17 protein-coding genes and 1 pseudogene are annotated in these 20,897 nt (G+C 52.2%); 6 read left to right on the top strand and 12 right to left on the bottom strand.

Annotated elements, in window-relative coordinates; all coding sequences use genetic code 11:
• Positions 1-194: 194 nt before the first annotated feature.
• On the top strand, positions 195-1,298 hold the full coding sequence (locus SPG90_RS02505; protein ID WP_126302845.1) for a succinylglutamate desuccinylase/aspartoacylase family protein: 1,104 nt from the start codon (positions 195-197) through the stop codon (positions 1,296-1,298).
• Between the two features lie 96 nt (positions 1,299-1,394).
• Here SPG90_RS02505 and SPG90_RS02500 read toward each other — a convergent pair whose 3' ends face one another.
• Both SPG90_RS02500 and SPG90_RS02495 read right to left on the bottom strand, forming a co-directional pair.
• Positions 1,395-2,507, bottom strand: coding sequence for a hypothetical protein (locus SPG90_RS02500; protein ID WP_126302846.1), 1,113 nt, complete (start codon positions 2,505-2,507; stop codon positions 1,395-1,397).
• 23 nt (positions 2,508-2,530) lie between these two features.
• Complete coding sequence (locus SPG90_RS02495; protein WP_126302847.1) at positions 2,531-3,841, bottom strand: MFS transporter; 1,311 nt, start codon at positions 3,839-3,841, stop codon at positions 2,531-2,533.
• A 360-nt stretch (positions 3,842-4,201) separates the two neighbouring features.
• Between SPG90_RS02495 and SPG90_RS02490 the strand changes: the two genes are divergently transcribed.
• Complete coding sequence (locus tag SPG90_RS02490) at positions 4,202-5,998, top strand: glycoside hydrolase family 2 protein (RefSeq protein WP_126302848.1); 1,797 nt, start codon at positions 4,202-4,204, stop codon at positions 5,996-5,998.
• Positions 5,999-6,002: 4 nt separating this feature from the next.
• Here SPG90_RS02490 and SPG90_RS02485 read toward each other — a convergent pair whose 3' ends face one another.
• The 7 genes from SPG90_RS02485 to mntR form a co-directional block, all read right to left on the bottom strand.
• Complete coding sequence (locus SPG90_RS02485) at positions 6,003-7,583, bottom strand: hypothetical protein (protein ID WP_126302849.1); 1,581 nt, start codon at positions 7,581-7,583, stop codon at positions 6,003-6,005.
• Between the two features lie 197 nt (positions 7,584-7,780).
• Positions 7,781-8,821: an aldo/keto reductase gene (locus SPG90_RS02480; protein WP_126302850.1), complete on the bottom strand. Its 1,041-nt coding sequence runs from the start codon at positions 8,819-8,821 to the stop codon at positions 7,781-7,783.
• 102 nt (positions 8,822-8,923) lie between these two features.
• Entirely contained in the window at positions 8,924-10,447 is a 1,524-nt protein-coding gene (locus SPG90_RS02475; protein WP_126302851.1) for an efflux transporter outer membrane subunit, read from the bottom strand.
• Positions 10,447-12,018: a DHA2 family efflux MFS transporter permease subunit gene (locus SPG90_RS02470; RefSeq protein WP_033145003.1), complete on the bottom strand. Its 1,572-nt coding sequence runs from the start codon at positions 12,016-12,018 to the stop codon at positions 10,447-10,449. The genes SPG90_RS02475 and SPG90_RS02470 overlap by 1 nt, the downstream gene beginning before the upstream one ends.
• On the bottom strand, positions 12,015-13,109 hold the full coding sequence (locus SPG90_RS02465; RefSeq protein ID WP_126302852.1) for an HlyD family secretion protein: 1,095 nt from the start codon (positions 13,107-13,109) through the stop codon (positions 12,015-12,017). The genes SPG90_RS02470 and SPG90_RS02465 overlap by 4 nt, the downstream gene beginning before the upstream one ends.
• A gap of 101 nt (positions 13,110-13,210) precedes the next feature.
• Positions 13,211-14,320: an anion transporter gene (locus SPG90_RS02460; protein ID WP_126302853.1), complete on the bottom strand. Its 1,110-nt coding sequence runs from the start codon at positions 14,318-14,320 to the stop codon at positions 13,211-13,213.
• Positions 14,317-14,790, bottom strand: coding sequence for a manganese-binding transcriptional regulator MntR (gene mntR, locus SPG90_RS02455; protein WP_023310887.1), 474 nt, complete (start codon positions 14,788-14,790; stop codon positions 14,317-14,319). Before mntR ends, SPG90_RS02460 begins: the two co-directional genes overlap by 4 nt.
• A 183-nt stretch (positions 14,791-14,973) precedes the next feature.
• Here mntR and mntS point away from each other — a divergent pair, with 183 nt between their 5' ends.
• Both mntS and SPG90_RS02445 read left to right on the top strand, forming a co-directional pair.
• Complete coding sequence (gene mntS, locus SPG90_RS02450) at positions 14,974-15,102, top strand: manganase accumulation protein MntS (protein ID WP_014831181.1); 129 nt, start codon at positions 14,974-14,976, stop codon at positions 15,100-15,102.
• 283 nt (positions 15,103-15,385) lie between these two features.
• Complete coding sequence (locus SPG90_RS02445; protein WP_126302854.1) at positions 15,386-16,969, top strand: phosphoethanolamine transferase; 1,584 nt, start codon at positions 15,386-15,388, stop codon at positions 16,967-16,969.
• A gap of 145 nt (positions 16,970-17,114) precedes the next feature.
• On the opposite strand, the gene ompX is transcribed toward SPG90_RS02445, so the two are convergent.
• Positions 17,115-17,633, bottom strand: a complete 519-nt coding sequence (gene ompX, locus SPG90_RS02440) for an outer membrane protein OmpX (protein WP_023310884.1) — start codon at positions 17,631-17,633, stop codon at positions 17,115-17,117.
• Between the two features lie 354 nt (positions 17,634-17,987).
• Here ompX and rhtA point away from each other — a divergent pair, with 354 nt between their 5' ends.
• Together rhtA and dps are read left to right on the top strand one after the other, a co-directional pair.
• Positions 17,988-18,875, top strand: a complete 888-nt coding sequence (gene rhtA / locus SPG90_RS02435) for a threonine/homoserine exporter RhtA (protein ID WP_023310883.1) — start codon at positions 17,988-17,990, stop codon at positions 18,873-18,875.
• A 299-nt stretch (positions 18,876-19,174) separates the two neighbouring features.
• Positions 19,175-19,678 (top strand): DNA starvation/stationary phase protection protein Dps, encoded by a 504-nt coding sequence (gene dps / locus SPG90_RS02430; protein WP_010428924.1) that lies wholly within the window; start codon positions 19,175-19,177, stop codon positions 19,676-19,678.
• Positions 19,679-19,723: 45 nt separating this feature from the next.
• Here the strand turns inward: dps and SPG90_RS22350 are convergent.
• Positions 19,724-19,928: pseudogene (locus tag SPG90_RS22350) on the bottom strand (IS4 family transposase); the annotation flags it as partial.
• A gap of 200 nt (positions 19,929-20,128) precedes the next feature.
• Complete coding sequence (locus SPG90_RS02425) at positions 20,129-20,860, bottom strand: hypothetical protein (protein WP_023310882.1); 732 nt, start codon at positions 20,858-20,860, stop codon at positions 20,129-20,131.
• Positions 20,861-20,897 lie beyond the last annotated feature (37 nt).

The following is a 20,897-nucleotide window of genomic DNA, read 5'->3' as shown; positions in this document are numbered from 1 at the left end:
GAAGCCGGGCAGGAAAATGAATCGCGCAAATCCTGTTCCTGAGGCCGGAGCGTTAGCCTATGCAAAATCACATTTCCCGATCGTGCCACTGGCTGGCCTCAAAAAATCATTATTAACTTAATGAGCATGAACCCTGGCCCTGGCCCTGGCCAGAAAATAAAAATCTCAACCCTATCAAATGGAAAATGACGCTCATGAAGATATCTACTAGCCGTATCGCATTCGCTCTCAGCTTAGCGTTGTCATGCTCAATGACTCATGCGGCAACGGTGTATACGGGTGATAAGGTGCAGGGAGTACCTGTTATCTCGACTCTGGATGTAGCTGACCTGACAGCGGGACAACATCGCTTCATGTTCGAGGGGGTTGAGACAGGAACGGGACAGCGATGGTATGTCCCCATAATGGTGGCAAAAGGAAAAACGGACGGGAAGAAAGTTCTGCTTCAGGCTGGCGTCCACGGTGATGAGCTAAATGGGGTTCGCATCGTACAAAAAGTGATGGAACAACTGGACCCCACCACAATGAAAGGAAGCGTTATTGGTATTATTGGCCCAAACCGTTCTGGTCTTGAAAGGGTTTCCCGGACATGGTCTGTTTCAACCGATGGTGGTGAGACCATCGACTACAACCGCGTACATCCAGGAAAAGAAACGGGTAACTCTGCTGAGCGTCAGGCATGGATGATGTGGAATAAGGTTTACAAGGGAAATGTAGACCTGGCGATTGACTATCACACCCAGTCTACCGGAACGGCTTATCCGCTGTTCATTTATGCCGACTACCGCAATGCGGATGCCCGGACGATTGCAGAACTTTTTCCGGCCGATCAAATTAAGAAAGATCCCGGCGAAGCCGGCTCAATGGAGACAACTTTTATTCAAAATGGTATCCCGGCGATAACGGCCGAGACGGGAGAACCGAGGATTTACCAGCAGGATATGATTGCCCGTGGTTTAGAAGGTGCCCTCAATGTACTGATCCACTACAAGGTTATTGAAGGCAAAATCGGCGCAACCGCCAGCAGCAATAAAACGTATATTGGTAATGCTATCAGTTCAATACGTGCAACCACAGGTGGGTTTGCGGAAGTTTTCGTTAAACCCGGCGACACGGTAAAAGCAGGACAAGAGGTCGCCCTGCAGCGAAATGCATTCGGTGATGTTGTCGCGAAGTATTCAGCAGAAAGGGACGGCAAAGTACTGTCAATTGGAACAGATGTAGTTCGAGAACCCCGAGCCCTGCTGGTAAGAGTCCTTGAGCAAAATCCAGCGGCAACCTGCAAAGACGGTTGCTGATTGCCGCCACAGCCCATCGTTGAATCGGCAAAAGCATGCTCAATGGAATAAAATGCTTTCGCCGATTTCTGTACCGATGGGCAAAGAAACTTAAAATCACCTCGACAGATTTTTAAAATATCCAATACCGATCGTCTTACGGAAACGCCAGTCCTGCCATTGAGGCCATAAAACGTGGGCGATCATCGCGATAGCTATCCATCGGAACCAGGTGGCAAACGTATTACTGTGTCCCTGAGGCTCTTTATATCCCTTCACCCATCCATCATACCCTCGCTCGCCAAGTAAGGTGTCCGGGAATCCACCATCCGCGTTCTGGAAGTCCAGCAATTTCAATAGCATACTGCGGAGCCAATGCTCAATTTCATCTCTGCGATATGGGCAACGCGCGTGGCCGTGCGCCAGAATATCGATAATATCGACATCAATACAGCTGCTGCGAATGGCTAGTGGTTGTTCCAGGCAACGGCTTATCGACTGGTTAAAATAGGGAATATTTTCATCGAGTGCATAAAATACATGTAAATTATGTGTCGCACCGCAGAGCGCAAATAGTAAAGCTTCCTGGCTGTACTGCTGACCCGGCCCCCAAAAACCTGAATAGGGTTCGCTTTGCTGATTATGCCAGAAGATCATATCCTGCAAACGTTGAGCCGCAGGACCGTTCGGTTCTCTCTGCTGTTCGAGTAACAGAAAACTTCCGATATTGACGATATTATTACCTTCCAGCCAGGGATCGCGCATATCACGTTGACCTAACCATGCCCAAAAATACTGAGCGTCGAGGTAAGGTTTCAAAAATGGCAGCTCGATTCTATCCAGTTGGTCCAGCACTTCCAGCGTCCCCATACAGTAATTGGTTGTATGAAAACGCATGTACTGGCGCGTTTTTTCAGCATCCGGTCCTTTCCATGTTTCGTTCCAGCACAATCCCGGCAACTGGAAAAAACCGTCCTTCCCCTGATGACCCAATATCCAGTCCGCAAGCGCTTCTTTCCCGGCGATCTCATCCCCCAATAAAACGCGAGCCATCGTGCCATCATAGGTTCCCGGCAGAAGCATTTGCGGCCATTGCTCGGGCTGGTGAAGTTCGCTAACGCGTAATACGCCTGCCGTTGCGTTGGGGAGTTGCATTTTATTTAGCCAAAGAAGACTTTTCTCTCTGGCTGCCAAAATACGTTCCTTTAACAGACTATCGGTAAATGACATGTTCTGTACCTGTATAGTTAATATTATTTAAATTTAGCTGCTGACATTGATGGAATTAATAAATGCATTATCAGGAAACCCAGCAGATAGGCAAAACCACCCATCAGGAAAATAGACCAATAGCTTCCGGTTGCCTGTAAAATATGTCCTGTGGCCTGCGTAAAAAGAATTGAACCGAGAGAACCAATCAGGCAACCAATACCAACAACAGCACCCACCGCCTGTTTTGGGAACATATCGGATACGCTGGTATAAAGATTGACCGACCAGCCCTGATGCGCTGCGACAGCAAGCCCAATCAGCAGTACAGCGCACCAAAGATTGGAAACATTCGAGACCAGTAAAATAGGAAGCACGCAGGTAGCGCATAACAATAATGTCGCTTTACGCGCTTTATTGACGGCCATACCACGGTTTACCATCCATGCAGGGAGATAACCACCTGCAAGACCGCCCATCGTTGCCAGAATATTGATTAATACTAGGGGCATCGCCATATGCGCCATATCAATACCGCGAGCGTCATGCAGCCACTTCGGTAGCCAAAAAAGGAAGAACCAGAAAATCGGGTCAGTAAGAAATTTGCAAATGGCGAATGCCCAGGTCTGCTTATACTTTAGCAAACCCAACCAGCTGATTTTTTGAGTTGTTTGTGCTGTAATATCGGCGTCATCATCCTGATTAATCCAGGTTAATTCTTCTTTATTTACCTTCTTAATTTTCTCCGGCTTTCCGTATAATATTAACCAGAAAGCAATCCAGATAAACCCTACGGCACCGGTTACGATGAATGCTTCACGCCAACCCCACTGTAATGCTATCCATGGAATAATAACTGGAGCAAAAATATTACCAATATTGGAACCCGAATTAAAAATACCCGTTGCGAAAGCACGCTCTCGTTTCGGGAACCACTCTGCGGCAACCTTCACAGCTGAAGGGAAATTGGCACTCTCCCCCAGCCCAAGGAAGATTCGCGCATAGATAAATCCTATAACGGTACTGACCATTCCGTGAGCCATCGCAGCTAAACTCCAGATTGCCAGTGCGACAGGTAAAACCAGGCGTGCGCCATAAACATCAACAAAACGTCCGCACAGGAATAAACCTAAGGCATAGGCAGCCTGAAATGCCGTCACTATATTACCGTATTCAATTTCATTCCAGCCAATATCTTTTTGTAATATTGGGGCGAGCAACCCTAATATAGATCTGTCGAGATTATTTATGGTGACAGAAAAAAAGAGCAACGCGCAAATCGTCCATCGATATCGACTGGTTGTAGAACCAATATTTACAGCTTCATTACTGACACCACCCTGCAACTGACCCATCGTATTTCCTCCGTCACGATTTAATAATCGTATCCAAACAGACCCATAGTAATTAATTTCAACCAGTGTACGTTACCCGGCCTGAACGCATGACGGATAAGAAACAGAAGTGAGATCCCTGAAGTCCTGCCATAATTTTATGTGAGTCATATCGCGCCTCAGGGTTGCAGATGTGATCAAAATCACCATAGTAAAAGCAATTATGAGATGTGCATCACATTAGAATCCTGTCGTTATTCGACCTCCATCACATTTACATGTTTTTATCACTTAACTTTCCTTCTGTTTATGAGGAGCAGCTCCAGCGTCTGAATTCGAGCCGTTATTCTTCATAAACACCTCTTTTATGAAGGATATCTCATGTTGGAAAAATCAGACCTGGCTGAAAATGCCGTTGAATGCTTACATAACGAGCAATATAACCAACCGTATAATAAGCAGAATCTCAATCATACTAATCTGTTATTCACGGGTGGCCGAGACCGTGAAAGCCTGAGTGGCGAATGGCGCTTTACGCTGGATCTTCACGACACGGGATTAAGGCAAAAATGGTATCTCTTAGAGAAAAGCGACGCTGAAACACGTCGCGATCCTTACGATTACGATCCTTTTGCCGGGGATACCGTTCCGGTGCCGGGATGCTGGCAAATGATGAAAGAAAAATGGTTTTATTTTGAAGGGAGTGCGTGGTACACCCGGGACATTGATTACCTCAAACAGGACGCGGATGAACGTATTTTCTTACGCATTGGCGCAGCCAATTACGATTGCAAACTTTTTGTCAATCATCAGTTTATAGGTAACCACTATGGGGGCTCAACCCCATTTTGCGCTGAATTAACGTCTGTATTACTGCCTGGAAAGAATGTGGTGATGTTATGTGTGAATAACACCCGCACTACTGACAGGCTACCCTTGAGAAATAACGACTGGTTCAACTATGGCGGGATATACCGTGAAATTGATATTATTCGAACGCCGCAAACTTATATCAGGGATCTGTTCGTTTATTTAGTTCCAGACGGCAAATATAATAAAATAGCCGTGAGAATAGCAGTGGAAGGTGATGCGCGAGAGGTGAATTTCTCTCTCGCTGAACTTGGCATCTCCGTTACTCTTCCGGTGGTGAATGGCATTGCTGAAGCTAACCTGTCTGCTGAACCGCAAATTTGGTCTCCTGAACACCCTAAATTGTATCGCGTTATGGCATCGCTGGGGCGCGACTGTGTCAGCGACCGCGTGGGTTTCAGGCAAATTGACGTTGTGGGTACGGATATTCGTCTCAACGGTAAATCGCTCTATCTACGCGGCATAAATTGCCACGAAGATGATGTATTATTGGGAAAAATGACCAATGAAGCGGATATCCGCCGCCGTTTTCATGATGCTAAAGAGCTGAACTGCAACTACCTGAGACTGGCGCATTACCCCCACCATGAAATGGTCGCGCGTATTGCGGATGAGGTCGGTTTGTTGCTCTGGGAAGAAATTCCAAACTACTGGGCGATAGATTTTAAAAATCCGACAACGCAACGCGATGCACATAATCAGTTGATGGAGCTAATTTATCGTGACCGAAACCGTGCCAGCGTAATTATCTGGTCAGTGGGTAATGAAAATGCAGATACCGATGAACGCCTGGATTTTATGAGCATGTTGATTGATGCAGCCCGAAAGGCCGATCCCAGCCGTTTGATTTCTGCCGCTTGCCTTGTCAATCATGCAAAAATGAAGATTGAAGATCGTCTGGCCGATTATCTTGATATTATCGGTCTGAATGAGTATTACGGCTGGTACGAAGAGAATTTTGACGATCTGATTGTGCTCGGTAAAAACTCGTCGCCAACAAAGCCTGTTGTCATCACTGAAACTGGTGCCGAGGGCGTTCCGGGCGAACATGCGCCTCAGTCGGGGCCATTCTCGGAAAACTATATGGCGGATGTTTATCGCAAACAGACCGAGTATCTGCCAAAACTCAATTATGTGCGCGGTTTTACTCCATGGTTGTTGTATGACTACCGTACAGAAAGACGTCAGAACCCCTATCAGAAAGGATTCAATTGCAAGGGACTGATTACCGCAGATAAAATAACGCGCAAAAAAGCATTTTATATATTGCGGGATTTTTATCAGCAATTAAAAAATGCCGGGTCATAATTGATCAATTTTCTGTCAAACTTTCTGCCAGGCTAAGTAGCCTGGCAGGATCAAATAGCATAGCCAGATAATGTGGCTGTTGTTGTTCTTCTTTATCAATCCACGCAGAAATTCGAATCGCCAGAAGGCGCAGTTCATTAATTTCACTATTTAATTCAAATGAAGATATGCCACTCTGATGGCCGTAACGATCGACCATCATTTTCATAGCGACACTTCGTGCGACTCTGTTGAACATTTCAGTGTAGTACGGTACGCGGTCCCAGACGCGTTTGAATAAATCTTTTTTCTCATCCGACATATCAATAGAGTGTATTATTTGAAAGAGCCGGTTACGGGAGTCTTGTGCCAAAAACATAGCTCGTTCTTTCTCTAACACTAATTGCTGGAACTGTTCGCGTCCGGCATCGGGATCGTTTATCGGGAACAAGACCGTCGCAGCATAATCATCAGATTTAAGCAAATGAAACTGCAGTTGTTTTACGGCTTGTGCATAGCTTACCGGAACCTGGCTGAAATGGTGTAAAACATGCCCCAGGATATAGGGGGTCTTTCTCATCCATTCATAGCTGCTGGCGTACAATTGATGAAAGATGTTTAATTCAGCCGCCTCCACCTTACGCTCAAGCATATCCGTGAGCCAGCAATGAAACGCCTGTTTCTCAGACATAAATATTTCACGGCCAAACATCGCTAAGCCATGCAGGTTCACTGAATTTACGGAGTTAATCAGGGAGCTGTTAGAGATCCATTCCCAACTAAGCCGTCCCGTAATCGCTTCCAGTTCCTCACCAGCCATACTTTCAACCCAGCTAAGGCGGCCCTGAATTTCCTCTAATAAGTAGCACGGTAGTAGAGTCCAGCCGTACTCCAGCCCCCACATATCAAACTCAATCCACTTGACCCGACCTTCAAGCTGAGTCAATAAAGGGTTATTGACAAAACCCGGGCGATAACCATGAGCAACTGCTTTTATTGACACCCTCACATCCGGAGGTAATACCTGCAACGCATTGACTAATTGCCACGATGCTGCCTCATCCTCCATGTAGTCACGCAGGACCATTTTTTTTCCCAGGCTTCGCAGGGTTTGGTAGAGAAAAGGGATTGTCGAGACCCAGCTGGCTTTATAGGGTTGATGTCGGTGAAGATTAACAATCATTCCATCAATGCCGGATAGCTGTTCAAGGGCTTCTAAGAGTGCGTGCTGATAAAAGTTTTTCCAGAAAATTTCATCTGCTCTAATATTATCAATCAAAGCATATTCTGGATATTTTTCTTGTATTTTTCCATCCCGTGGTAGCGCTTCACCTTGCAACCAAACGCCAATGCCCGACGCCTGACAATAACGGCATAATCGCTGCAAATACAATAAATGCTCCTGATACTCACGCATCAGATTTTCACGACCATGTTGACAATATTTTGAGGGAGGGACTAATAAAGACAATAAATTCTGCTGATTAATAACAAGTCCATTAAATTGGTCCCGTACCATCACTGCAATAACACTCTGCAAGTATGGCCAGTGCCAGATCAGCGAAGAGTTTACTTCTAGTAAACGAAGCGGAATTGAGCTCTGCACTTAGAGAAACCACACCAGGAACGTTAGCCATGACCTGCATTTTATAGCTTTTATTTTTCATTCACCACATTTCTTTGTTCATAGACATCCTGAAGTCCTAATTACAATAGTGATACAGTTTGCCTTTAAAAAAGCAGCATCTCGTCATTTACTTTATCTCATCCCCGGCAGGCGATGCGCTGCCGGGGCGAGGAAGGTTATTGTTGCGCGAGCTGATTGCGGCGATATTCCCCCTGCCGCTCCAGCATCCACCCCGGGTATTCGCGCGGCAGCGCGCTCACCGCATCAAGCTGCTTGAGCTCATCTTCGCTCAGTCGGATTCCGGTCGCGGCGATATTGTCGTCCAGCTGTTCGACGCGTTTCGCACCAATAATCACGCTGGTCACCGCTTTCTGGTGCAGCAGCCAGGCCAGCGCGATTTGCGCGACTGAGACACCCTTGCTTTCGGCGATAGTGCGCATTACGTCCACGCAGTCGAAGGCGCGATCTTTGTTCACCGGCGGGAAGTCAAACTCCAGACGGCGACCGCCGGCTTCGCTCTGCCCGTCGCGGCCATATTTTCCGCTCAGCAGGCCGCCTGCCAGCGGGCTCCAGACCATCAGCCCGACGCCTTCGCTTTGCATCATCGGCACCAGCTCGCGCTCAAGATCGCGTCCGGCGATGGTGTAATACGCCTGGAGGGATACGAAGCGCGCCAGCCCAAGACGTTCAGAAATACCGAGCGCTTTGGCAATCTGCCACGCCGCCCAGTTCGAGACGCCGATGTAGCGCACGTGGCCGTGCTGCACCAGGTTATCCAGCGCGTAGAGCATTTCTTCAATCGGCGTTGCGGGGTCGAAGCCGTGAAGCTGGTAGAGATCGATATGATCGAGCTGCATGCGGCGCAGGCTCTCCTTCACGCTGCTGATGATGTGATAGCGCGAGCTGCCGCGCGAGTTCACCCCGGCCGTTCCCGTTTCGCCGAACACTTTCGTGGCGACCACCACGTTCTCGCGCGGGATTTTCAGGTTTTTCAGCGCCTGACCGGTGATCTCCTCCGAACGCCCTTCCGAGTAAACGTCCGCGGTGTCGATAAAGTTGATCCCGGCATCCAGCGCGCGGCCCACCAGCTGCTCGGCTTCACTTTGCTGGAGCTGGCCAATCTTGCCCCACATGCCGCCCTCGCCGCCGAAGGTCATGGTGCCTAGGCACAGTTCAGAAACGAACAGACCGGTATTGCCCAGTTTTTGATAACGCATAAGTTATTCCTCGCATGTCGATTGGGTACCCGATAGTTATACCCGCCCCTCAGCCATCGCGAATGTGGCGTTCCTGTCCGTTTCTTGCCCAATCCTCTGAATTTATCCGCGCGGGGCGTCGCCAAAGACGCTGTAGTCCGGTAACTGCACCTGCTGATACGGCTCCCAGCCGCCGCCGAGGGCCTTGTAGAGCGCCACGAGATCGAGCGCGCTCTGCACCTGCGCCTGTGCGCGCTGCTGCTGGGCCTGCGCGAGCTGCCGCTGCGCGTCCAGAACGTCAATAAAGCTGGCAATCCCCTGGCGGTAGCTGTCGCTTGCCAGGTCAAAAGCGTTTTGCAGGGCGTCGATCGTTTTTGCGAGACCCGCTTCACGCTGCTGGTCGGTGCGATAGCTCACCAGCGCGTTTTCCACATCCCCGAGCGCGGTCAGCACAGTCTGGCGATAGTCCAGCACCGCCGCTCCCTGCTGCGCGCGCGCCACCTTGACGCTGGAGACCAGCCGACCGCCCTGGAAGATCGGAATAGAGACCTGCGGGCCAAAGCTGTAGAAGTGGCTGCTCCAGTCGGTCAGCCAGTTGGTTTCGCTGTTGCGCAGGCCAAACTGCCCGGAGAGGGTAAAGCTCGGGAACAGCTCTGCCACCGAGACGCCGATTTGCGCCGTGGCGGCGTGAAGGTTCGCCTCCGCTTCGCGCACGTCCGGACGGCGTCGCGCCAGCGTGGATGGAATGCCGGTCTGCACGATATCCGGCAGGGCTGGCATCGGCTGCACGCTTTGCAATTCCGCATCCAGCGCCCCAGGCGGCTTGCCGAGCAGGATCGCCAGGCCGTTCATCGCCTGCCGCTCCTGCGCCTGATACTGCGGAAGCTGTGCTTCAAGGTTGCCCAGCTGCGCTCGGGCGTTTTCCACGTCCATCTGTGGCGACAGCCCGCCCCGCTGGCGGCTTTCCGTCAGATCCAGCGTCTGCTGCGCGCTTTTAATCTGGGTGTTCAGCGTGGCGATAATGCTCTGCGCCCCGCGCAGCTGGAGCCACGCGCGCGCCACTTCGGCTTCCAGCGACACCAGCGCATCGTTACGCTGCTCAATGGCGGCTTTCTGCTGCGCTTCGGCGGCTTCCACCTGACGACGCACCTTGCCCCACAGGTCGATTTCCCACTGGGCATCGAAGCTGCCCTGGTAGAGGTTAATCGGCTGCGTCAGCGGCCCTAACGCGCCCCGCAGTTCAGGATCGACATTATCAAGCTGGTCGTACACGCCATGAGATTTCAGCTCCCCTTCAAGCCCAAGCTGCTGGCGCGTCGCCTGCAGATTGCCGTTCACCGACGGATAAAACGCCCCGCCCGCCTGGTTAATCTGCTCTCGCGCTCCGGCGATGCGCAGCACCGTCTGCTGCAGCGTCAGGTTTCCGGCAATGGCGCGCTCAACCAGGCTGTCGAGCTGCGGCGAGCCGAAGGTCTTCCACCAGCGCGGGTTGGTCGCGGCGGAGGTAGTTTGCGATTTCACCGCGCTGTCGCCCTTATCGTTCCAGTGCGTAACGGCGGGCGGCGCAGGCTGCTGGTAGTCCGGCCCGACGGCGCAGCCCGCCAGCAGCATCATTATCATCAGGGGGTGTAAACGTCTGTGTATCATCAATGTGCTCCTGCACTCCCCTCGCTCTTAACCGGCGAGAGCAACAAACAAAACGGAATCAGTAACAAGGCCACCGCGCTCAGAATGGTAAAGACGTCGATGTAGGCCAGGAAGCGCGACTGCTCGATCATCGTCTGGTACATGCGTCCGGTGGCGATGCCGGTGGGGTCGCCCACCTGGGTAGTGAAGTTCTGGATCGCCTGGGCGCTTTCGCGTATCGCCTGCTGGAACTGCTCGTTAAGCGGCGAGGCGTGGTACGCCAGATGCGCGCTGTGCGCCTGCGCGCGTTCGGTGATGGCCGCCGTCGAAAGGGATATGCCAATCGAACCCGCTACGTTGCGGAACATGGTAAACAGCGCCGCCGCATCGGCATTCAGCCGCCTCGGTATCGAGATAAACGCAATAGTCGTGAGCGGCACAAACAGGAACCCCAGCCCTATCGACTGGGCGCTGCGGAACAGCACCAGCGTTTCGAAGTCGATATCCGGCGTCAGCGTTCGCGACCAGAAGAACGACACCGCCAGACAGGTAAAGCCAAAGGCGATAATCCAGCGCGTCTGCACCACCGGCATCAGCTTCAGCACCAGCGGAATGGTTAACACAATCAGCACCGCGCCGGGCGACAGCACCAGCCCCGACCAGGTAGCGGTGTAGCCCAGGTCCTGCTGCGCCAGCTGCGGGATAACAACCGAGCTGCCGTACAAAATCATCGCCATCCCCGCCATCAGCAGGCTGGAGATGGCAAAGTTGCGGTCCTTCATGCAGTGCAGATCCACCACCGGCTTTCTGGCATATACCAGCCAGTAGATGGCGCCTATAATGCCGACAAGCGTCAACACGCCGAAGGTGCGGATAAAGTTCGAGTAGAACCAGTCCTCGTCTTCTCCCCGGTCGAGCATCACCTGCAGACAGCCCAGCCCCAGCGCGATCAGGCCGATCCCCGTCCAGTCGATAGTCAGCTTCTCTTTTGATTTGCTCTCCCACGGCGGATCTTCCAGCAGCTGGTAGATCGCCAGCACCGTCACAATCCCCACCGGAATGTTGATAAAGAACACCCAGCGCCAGGAATAGTTGTCGGTGATCCAACCGCCCAGCGTCGGGCCGAGCACCGGCGCAACGATAATCGCAATGGAGGACAGACCAAACGCTTTGCCCCGGTCTTCGGGTTTGAAGTAGTCGAGCAGCACCGACTGCTGCGTGGGCTGCAGCCCGCCGCCAAAAAAGCCCTGCATCACGCGGAACAGGATGATCTGCCACAGCTCGGTGGCAATCCCGCACAGGAACGAGCAGACGGTAAACATGACGATGCAGATCAGGAAGAACTGCTTGCGGCCAAACACCCGGCTCAGAAACGCCGAGATGGGCAGCACGATGCCGTTCGCGACCAGATAGCTGGTTAACACCCAGGTAGATTCGTCATAGCTGGACGAGAGCGATCCTGCCACGTGGGGGAGCGCCACGTTGACGATGGTGGTATCCAGAATTTCCATGAATACCGCCAGGGTGACGACAATCGCCACCGCCCACGGATTGCTGGCGGGCTTCCAGCTGTCGTGGCTGTGATCCGTCATTCCACCGTCACCTTCGGTGCGACCGACAGCCCCAGCGGCAGCGGTTTGTTTGGATCCAGGCCCTTATCAATCACGATTTTGACCGGCACGCGCTGCACAATTTTGACGAAGTTACCGGTGGCATTTTCTGCCGGGAAGGCGGAGAAGCGCGAGCCGCTGCCCTGCTGGATACTGTCTACGTGGCCCTCAAGCTCCATATCCGGCCACGCGTCGACGGACACGGTGACCTTATCGCCCGGCTTCATGCGTTCAAGCTGCGACTCTTTAAAGTTCGCGACCACCCACACGTTCGGGGAAACCAGCGAGAACAGCGCCGTTCCCGCCTGCACCAGCGTGCCGGGCTGCACGTTGCGTTTGGTGACAAAACCGTCGAACGGGGCGCGGACTTCGGTATAGGAGAGATTAAGGTTGGCGGTTTCCAGCTGCGCTTTAGCCTGATCGACCTGACGCTCGCGCGCTTCAACGTTGGTTTCCTGCTGGCGGATTTGCAGCTGTACCTGCTCTGCCACTTCCAGCTGCGCCTGAGCGCTGGCCAGGCCCGCTTGGGCGCTGCGCAGTTGAGCATTCGCGGAATCAATACTTTGCTGGGTGGTCGCACGCGGGTCGACGCCGCGCTGACGACGGTACTCCGCCTGCGCGTTCGCCAGATCGGCCTGCGCTTTCAGCACCTGCGCTTTGGCTTCGTCACGCTGGGCGGGATACTGGACTTTTGAAAGCGCCAGCTGCGCCTGGGCCTGATGCAGCTGCGCGATAGCCAGCCCAAGCTGGGCCTGAGCCTGATCGCGCTGCGCGGTGGTGTCCCGCGGATCGATAACCACCAGCAGATCGCCCTTTTTCACGCGCTGGTTATCGCGCACGCGCAGCTCGGTAACGTAGCCCGCCGTTTTGGGGGCAATCGTCACCACGTCGCCGTCGGTAAAGGCGTCGTCGGTCGTCTCTTCGTTACGGGTTAAAAACCACCAGACCAGCGCCACGACCACCATTACCACCACGACAATGCCGAGGATAATTAACGGTTTCTTGCCCGGGCGCTTACGCTCATTATTGTTTTTGTCCTGCTCGTCAGCAGGCGAGTTTTGATCTTCAGCCATAGTTCAGCAACGGTCCTGTCAGTGAGCGGCATCACACTATGCCGTTCACTAAAGCTAGGACGTTGCTATACGTTTGCCAGGAAAAACTGACAAATTGCGCACTATATGAGAAGGAATATTCCGAAACCGATCGCCGCGGCCCAAACCAGCATCGGAATCGACCAGATGTGGAAACGCCACCAGATACGACGATCGTTGGCCATGCGCAGGGCTATCAGGTTTGCCAGCGAGCCGGGCAGCAGCCCAAACCCGCCGATGTTCACCGCCCAGGCCAGAAGCGTGTCCGGCGGAACGTAGTTGAGCAGCAGAATGGTGGAAGGCACGTTGCTGATAAACTGCGACAGGCCAATCGCCGTCAGCCACAGCCCTGCCTGCGGCAGACTGCTGACGCTGTGCAGAACGGTTTGCAGCACCGGGAGCTGAATAAGCAGATGCACGTCGATGAACATCGCCATAAAGACCAGCAGCAGCGTCCAGTCCACGCTTACCAGAACGCGACGCGCCAGGACGACAAAGCCTGCGGCAACGAGCAGGACGCCCGCCAGCTCATACTTCAGCTCCAGCGCAAACAGAAAGACGATGTATAACCCGAGGCAGCTCCACACCAGACGCGGCTGCCACTGCGGGCCCGTTGTGCCGCTGTGGTACTGCAGTTTTTTATCAGGAAACGCAAACCAGCATACCGCCAGCAGCGACAGCATCATCACCAGCGCCAGAGGGGCCATCTGCCAGGTAAAGGCGGCGAACGACAGCCCGGAACGTCCCCAGAGAAGGATATTTTGCGGATTGCCGATTGGCGTCAGAAGTGAGCCGGCGTTAACGGCGAGCGCTTCAAAGATGATCAACCGGCTGACCGGGATCTCGCATAGCTTACGCAGCGTAAGCGTGAGGGGCACGATGATAAACAGCGCCACATCGTTGGTCAGAAACGTCGACAGCACCGCGGCGGAGAACACCATAAACAGGGACAGCCTGCGCTCGGTGGCAAAGCGGCGCACCATTTTACGGCCCAGAACGTCAAAATAGCCGCTCAGCTCGACCCCTTTGGTGAGCATCATCAAACCGCTCAGGGTAATGATGGTGCGCCAGTCAATTGCGGCGGGCCAGGCGCGTGGCGCAAACGGCACAAAGAGGCTCAACGCTGCGCCAATGATTAATAAAAGATGGAAGAAACGATCGCGTGCCAGGGCCTGCAGTCCGGGGATTTTCATTCAGCGGAGGGACCATATTTAAGGGTAAATTCGCGAAACTTCACCAGCGTCTCTTCGCTGACGTGGTGTTCCATGCCTTCCGCATCCCGGCGGGCGATCTCCGGGCTGACGCCCAGCACCAGTAAAAAATTCTCGACAAGCTGATGGCGCTCGCGGCTCTCCTGTGCGAGTTTCTCCCCTTCCGGCGTCAGAAAAACACCGCGCCAGGGGATCATTTCAATTAAGCCCACGGAGGCCAGGCGTTTTAACATTTTAGCGACAGTTGGCTGTGAAACCCCCAGCCTGGCGGCCATATCGACCTGGCGCGCTTCACCAACCTCACGAATCAGATCGGAAATGAGTTCAACATAGTCATCAATCAGTTCACGCCGGTGCGCTTCACGGACCTGGCGAAAACCTTCGACATGTTCTTCAACATTCACCAGTTGCGTCGTTTTCCTCATTGTCGGATGACCTGCGCGACGGTTCATTGTACTTCCTCAGTGGGGTGACGCTTCCAGCGCCCGGTTTCGAGAGCGCACATTGTAAACCATAGCTCCGCAAGCACAAAAAATTAACGAAATAGCCATAGCTATACAATATAGCCTGTGCTATATCTGTATGTAATGCAGTCACCCTTCACGGATCGAAGGGATCAAAACTCAGGAGGTCTTATGAACGAATTCAAGAGGTGCATGACCGTGTTTACCCACTCTCCCTTTAAAGTGCGCTTAATGCTGTTGAACATGCTGTGCGATATGTTTAACAACAAACCGCATCAGGACGACAAACCTTCCCACTAAGCGGCGTTGCGGTACGCCGCTTCATTTTCCCGTCACAATCACGCTGTAAACTGGCTTCCAGCCGCCTTATTCCCGATCTTTTTTGCGGATTTGCAATCCCCTTCGCAAAACATCTGCTTAGCAACTGTTGATATTATTTAGCGCTCGCACTATCTTCTTGCAGCCCTGCACAATTTGCGGCTCGCTGAAGCGGACCCTCATTCCCTCTCCACGCACTGTCAGGCAGGTTATGACCCTTGACGCCAGGGTGAGCACATGGCGTTTTCATCCATGATAGTGACCTATGAATGTAACCCTGATAGATACCGTTGTGACCCGCAGCCGGGCCTTAAGCCCGTGGACGGGTTTTTACTTTTTGCAGTCATTGCTGATTAACTTTGCGCTGGGTTATCCCTTTAGTCTGCTCTACGCGGTGGCTTTCACCTGCGTTCTGCATGTGCTGTGGCGAACCGCACCGCGCGTGCAAAAAGCGTTAATCGGGATCTGCTCGCTGGTTGCTGCACTCTATTTCCCGTTCGGTCAGGCTTACGGCTCGCCAAACTTTAATACCCTGCTGGCGCTGCACTCGACCAATATGGAAGAGTCAACGGAGATCCTGACGATCTTCCCGTGGTACAGCTACGTGGTCGGGATCTTTATCTTCGCGTTGGGCGTTATCGCCATCCGCCGTCAGTCGGGCGAGAAAAAATCCTGGGGTAAGATCGAAATACTCTGTCTGGTGTTCAGCGTTGCCGTGGCGTTTGTCGCCCCCATCCAGAATATTCCCTGGGACGGTAAGCTCAGGCTCACCAATATCGGCTATCCGGTTTTTCGCTTCGTGAAGGACGTCGTTGTCAATAATAAAGAGGTTCTCGACGAACAGGCGCGCATGGCTGAGCTTTCCAATATGAAAGACACCTGGAACGTGCTGGCCGTTAAGCCGAAGTATCACACCTATGTGGTGGTGATTGGGGAAAGTGCCCGTCGCGATGCAATGGGAGCCTTCGGCGGACACTGGGATAACACACCGTTTGCCAGTTCGGTCAAAGGCACGCTGTTTACCGATTATGTTGCGGCCAGCGGCTCGACGCAGAAATCGCTCGGCCTGACGCTTAACCGGGTCGTCGACGGCAAACCTCAGTATCAGGATAATTTTGTCACCCTGGCAAACCGCGCGGGTTATCAGACCTGGTGGTTCTCCAATCAGGGGCAAATTGGCGAATACGATACGGCCATCGCCAGTATCGCCAAACGTGCCGACGAAGTGCAGTTCCTGAAGAACGGCGACTTTGAAGCCGACAAAAATACCAAAGACGAAGCGCTGCTGAAAATGACGGCACAGGTCTTCGCCACTCCGCGCACCCAGCCTCAGCTGATCGTCCTGCACCTGATGGGGTCGCACCCGCAGGCCTGCGATCGGACCGGCGGGAAGTACGCGGAGTTCGTGCAGTCCAAAGAGACCTCTTGCTATCTCTACACCATGACGCAAACCGACGACCTGCTGAGCAAGCTGTACGATCAGCTACGCAATACGGGCGACAGCTTCTCCATGGTCTATTTCTCGGATCATGGGCTGGCGTTTAAAGAGCGTGGTAAAGAGGTGCAGTACCTGGCGCATGATGACAAGTTCCAGCAGAACTTCCAGGTGCCGTTTATGGTGCTGTCGAGTGATGATAAAACGCATCGCGTGATTAAAGCGCGCCGTTCGGCAAATGATTTCCTGCAGTTCTTCTCGCAGTGGACGGGAATTACAGCCGAGCAGATAAAAACGGCTTACCCGTTTGTCTCTAACAAGAAAGCTCCCCCAGTGTACGTTACCAACTTCAAGTTACAGAAAGTTGACTACAACCATCTGGGTACGGATATTTTCGATATTAAGAGTAAGTAGCGGTCCGATACCCTCACCCTGACCCTCTCCCACGGGGAGAGGGAACAACACTAAAAACGGCAACCTGGGGTTGCCGTTTTGCTTTTACTTTCCACAAAAAAAATCCGCCACATTGGGCGGATTTTTTATTAGCTCACCGGAGTGATTAGAAGCGGTAACCTACGCCCGCGATCCAGGTGCCAACGTCAACGTTGCGGATACGGCTCTGCTCATAGGAGAAGTCCAGAGCAACGTCCTGGATTGGGTTGAACTGCAGGCCTGCGCCATAGGAGAAGCCATAGTCGCTGTTGCTTGCAGTGCGGCTTTCGCTCTGGTTTTCAGTCTGCTGGAATTTACCGTAGCCAACACCTACAACACCGTAGATGCTCGCCCAGTCATTCAGACGGTAAGCTGGACCAGCGGTGATACCGTAATACTGGCCTTTGTTGTATGCGCCGTTTTCAGAACGATCTTTCTCGGTGTAGGTGAAAGAACCGATCACGCCCAGTGGATTGTTATCCTGCTCGTAGCGATACTTCAGGTTGAAACCGTTAGCTTTGTTCATCACGCCCTGATAGTCGCTTTGAGCGTAACCACCAGTAACAGTAGAAGTAGCAGCTACAGCGGTACCTGCGGAAACAGCCAGTACAGCGGCCAGTGCTGAAAGACATGCAATTTTTTTCATAACCACCTCAAATGTGCTTCAAGTAAGTCCGTAAGTTTTAAATATATCAAAAAAATTTGCGAAACTCTTTGTGATTCGTGATGTCTAATGAAACCTTTCCTGTAACAGAACGTTTCCAGCGTCAGCTATCTCTTTCAAATCACATGCAATTTTCACTACTAAATGCGCATAGTGCGCGCAAGCGCCGTTACATTCATCCAGATTATTCCTAATCTATCAGGCGATAAATCCACCAGCGCTTAACCATTTTACGGATTTCACGAGGTTTTTTTTCAACAGCACCTCAACCGTTGCCGCTTATTTCCTTTACACTGCAACCTTTACCTCATTTGACATAAGCTGACAGGAGAAAGGATGCCTGGGTTATCCCGCACGTCGTCGGTCTGGTTGCCGGTAGCAGTCATACTCATTGCCATGTTGTCCATTCAAAGCGGTGCTTCGCTTGCAAAATCACTTTTTCCGCTGGTCGGTGCGCCTGGGGTGACTGCCCTGCGTATCGTGCTGGGCACGGTGATACTGGTGGTCATTTTCAAACCCTGGCGTCTGCGCTTCAAAAAGGAGCAGCGTTTACCCCTGCTGTTTTATGGACTCTCCCTTGGGGCAATGAACTATCTGTTCTACCTCTCTATTCAGACGATACCGCTGGGGATCGCCGTCGCGCTGGAGTTTACCGGCCCGCTGGCGGTGGCGCTGTTCTCCTCGCGACGTCCGGTCGATTTTATCTGGGTCGTGTTAGCCGTTCTGGGTTTATGGTTCCTGCTGCCGCTGGGCCAGAGCGTCGCTGAGATTGATCTGACGGGTGCAGCCCTGGCGCTGGGTGCAGGCGCCTGCTGGGCCGTCTATATACTTACGGGCCAGCGTGCAGGAGAAGAGCACGGTCCGGCGACCGTCGCCTTAGGTTCCCTGATCGCAGCCATCGTCTTCGTGCCTATCGGCATGGCGCAGGCAACCGAATCTATCTGGCAATGGTCCGTCATGCCCATCGGGCTGGCGGTCGCGATTCTTTCTACCGCACTCCCCTACTCTCTGGAGATGATTGCCCTTACGCGTCTGCCGACGCGCATATTTGGCACGCTGATGAGCATGGAGCCTGCGCTAGCCGCCATTTCCGGAATGGTGTTTCTCGGCGAAACCCTCACGTTGACCCAGACGCTGGCGCTCTGCTCGATTATCGCGGCATCAATGGGCTCGACGCTCACCATGCGCCCGGAGCCTAAAGTTGAGAAAGTGGATATCAGCTAAGGCCATATATTCTGCATGGCTTCCACGCCATGCAGAATAAAGGCCAGAAAGACAGACGTTATAATTTCTTACACACTTTGCGCTATTTTCGAAATATCCCTCTGCGTTTACATCCCCAATCAGCAATTAAGATTGATCTGTATCAATTTAAAAATTACCCATTAATTTCAATAAATTAAATTCTCAAGCCACTTCTCGCTATTAAACCGATAGGCATAGCCAAACCGCAGAGAAAAAATCCGGTGCTATACTTAGTTCCGTAATTACCTGGGACATAAACATCAAGAGGATATGAGATTATGAGTACCGCTAAACTGGTGAAAACGAAAGCGTCTAATCTGCTTTATACCCGTAACGATGTATCGGATAGCGACAAGAAGGCGACCATTGAGTTGCTGAATCGCCAGGTGATCCAGTTCATCGATCTTTCGCTGATCACCAAACAGGCCCACTGGAATATGCGCGGTGCAAACTTTATTGCCGTTCATGAAATGCTGGATGGCTTCCGCACAGCACTGGTAACCCACCTCGATACGATGGCTGAACGTGCCGTTCAGCTGGGCGGCGTGGCGCTTGGTACCACACAGGTGATCAACAGCAAAACGCCACTGAAGAGTTATCCGCTGGATATCCATACCGTTCAGGATCACCTTAAAGAGCTGGCGGACCGCTATGCGATTGTGGCCAATGACGTGCGCAAAGCGATTGGCGAAGCCAAAGACGAAGATACCGCAGACATTTTCACCGCCGCGTCACGCGACCTTGATCAATTCCTGTGGTTTATCGAATCTAACATCGAGTAATTCATATAATTGCTCTATTAAACCCTCGCCATGACGCGATGCCGTTCACATAAGCGGAGCGGCACTGTGTTTCACTGAATAAATGGTTTTGATATCTTAACCGCCCGCGGCCTTCATGGTCGGGGGCGTTTTATTATGAACAACGCTTCCAGATTTCCACGCAGATGTTCCAGCTTTTTCGAGACGGTTCCTGGTGACGCTCTATTTCCAGCACTGGCATGTCCGTCGCTATAAGCCAGGACGCGATCTTGAGCAAGGTGTTAACGTCGGGTCGAGGATAAAAAAACGGCAGAGCGCATAATCGCTCTGCCGCCAAACGCTAATGCTTAATTTTTCGGCGAAAAAAGAGAGCAAGACATATGATACAAATCATATTTTCAATGAATGTTAAAAAAGCAGCCTCGCTGTTGGCCCTTCACTCGCACGAACAGACGAGGAAGCTTGCTGCCCTTACTGTTCAACGATCGAAATAACATTCCCGGTTCGCAGATCTACCCGCGCAGAGACAGTCTCTTTGACTACGCCACCAAAGGCGTTGGTGCCACGGAATGTGGTATCTATCGTGGCATGCGGATCGTCGGTCAGAACCAGATGATACCGTGTGGAGAGGTGTTTGTAGGAGGAATCATCATGCATGTCGGCTTTGATCATGGCCTCTAACGGACGATAAGCCCCGTTCCAACCGCTAAAATTATCCTGAAATGTATCGAAGTTGATGCGTTTTGCCAGCATCTCAGGACTGGAACGGTATTCAGTGAAACACCAGTTCGCTATCACGCCAAACGGTGTGTCACCCTGCGTGGTGTAGCTGTTCTGGCTCACGCAGGCATAAAACCCCTCTTCTGACGCGACGGGCACCTGACGATATGCCATATAAGCAGCCACAATCTTGTGTCGCGTATCCTTACGCTCCCTACGATACTCGGTAAGGGTTTTATCGGCATATTTGAAAGGCGGCGGGGAGACGTCCGCATTCTGCGGCTGATCCTGTTTTTTCACGACGGCCGGACTGCGGTCGGCCGGTAGCAGGATGGCACTGATTACGCAGAGGCCCAGAAAACCGCCCAGATAAACGGCACTGACTTGCTTACGACCGGGCATTTTGACCAGCGAAGGTTTAATCAGGCCAATAATAAAGGCTACAAACAGAATAAATGCGATTAAAGAAAGAAAAGTGCTCATCGTTATCCTTTTGACTGTATATATCCATTAAAAAACA

Origin of the sequence: Enterobacter sp. D2, from assembly GCF_034427575.1 — a bacterium.
GTDB classification, from domain to species: domain Bacteria; phylum Pseudomonadota; class Gammaproteobacteria; order Enterobacterales; family Enterobacteriaceae; genus Enterobacter; species Enterobacter cloacae_M.
The sequence above is the reverse complement of the archived record's forward strand: the minus strand, read 5'-3'. Positions and strand labels throughout refer to the sequence as shown.

What these genes read in the sequence shown, in the direction of transcription:
- SPG90_RS02425 (WP_023310882.1), bottom strand. Translation starts at nt 20,860, where the DNA reads ATGAGCACTTTTCTTTCTTTAATCGCATTTATTCTGTTTGTAGCCTTT.
- SPG90_RS02460 (WP_126302853.1), bottom strand. Translation starts at nt 14,320, where the DNA reads ATGAAAATCCCCGGACTGCAGGCCCTGGCACGCGATCGTTTCTTCCAT.
- SPG90_RS02480 (WP_126302850.1), bottom strand. Translation starts at nt 8,821, where the DNA reads ATGCGTTATCAAAAACTGGGCAATACCGGTCTGTTCGTTTCTGAACTG.
- SPG90_RS02495 (WP_126302847.1), bottom strand. Translation starts at nt 3,841, where the DNA reads ATGGGTCAGTTGCAGGGTGGTGTCAGTAATGAAGCTGTAAATATTGGT.
- rhtA (WP_023310883.1), top strand. Translation starts at nt 17,988, where the DNA reads ATGCCTGGGTTATCCCGCACGTCGTCGGTCTGGTTGCCGGTAGCAGTC.
- SPG90_RS02470 (WP_033145003.1), bottom strand. Translation starts at nt 12,018, where the DNA reads ATGACGGATCACAGCCACGACAGCTGGAAGCCCGCCAGCAATCCGTGG.
- SPG90_RS02490 (WP_126302848.1), top strand. Translation starts at nt 4,202, where the DNA reads ATGTTGGAAAAATCAGACCTGGCTGAAAATGCCGTTGAATGCTTACAT.
- SPG90_RS02475 (WP_126302851.1), bottom strand. Translation starts at nt 10,447, where the DNA reads ATGATACACAGACGTTTACACCCCCTGATGATAATGATGCTGCTGGCG.
- dps (WP_010428924.1), top strand. Translation starts at nt 19,175, where the DNA reads ATGAGTACCGCTAAACTGGTGAAAACGAAAGCGTCTAATCTGCTTTAT.
- ompX (WP_023310884.1), bottom strand. Translation starts at nt 17,633, where the DNA reads ATGAAAAAAATTGCATGTCTTTCAGCACTGGCCGCTGTACTGGCTGTT.
- SPG90_RS02445 (WP_126302854.1), top strand. Translation starts at nt 15,386, where the DNA reads ATGAATGTAACCCTGATAGATACCGTTGTGACCCGCAGCCGGGCCTTA.
- mntS (WP_014831181.1), top strand. Translation starts at nt 14,974, where the DNA reads ATGAACGAATTCAAGAGGTGCATGACCGTGTTTACCCACTCTCCCTTT.
- SPG90_RS02505 (WP_126302845.1), top strand. Translation starts at nt 195, where the DNA reads ATGAAGATATCTACTAGCCGTATCGCATTCGCTCTCAGCTTAGCGTTG.
- SPG90_RS02500 (WP_126302846.1), bottom strand. Translation starts at nt 2,507, where the DNA reads ATGTCATTTACCGATAGTCTGTTAAAGGAACGTATTTTGGCAGCCAGA.
- SPG90_RS02465 (WP_126302852.1), bottom strand. Translation starts at nt 13,109, where the DNA reads ATGGCTGAAGATCAAAACTCGCCTGCTGACGAGCAGGACAAAAACAAT.
- mntR (WP_023310887.1), bottom strand. Translation starts at nt 14,790, where the DNA reads ATGAACCGTCGCGCAGGTCATCCGACAATGAGGAAAACGACGCAACTG.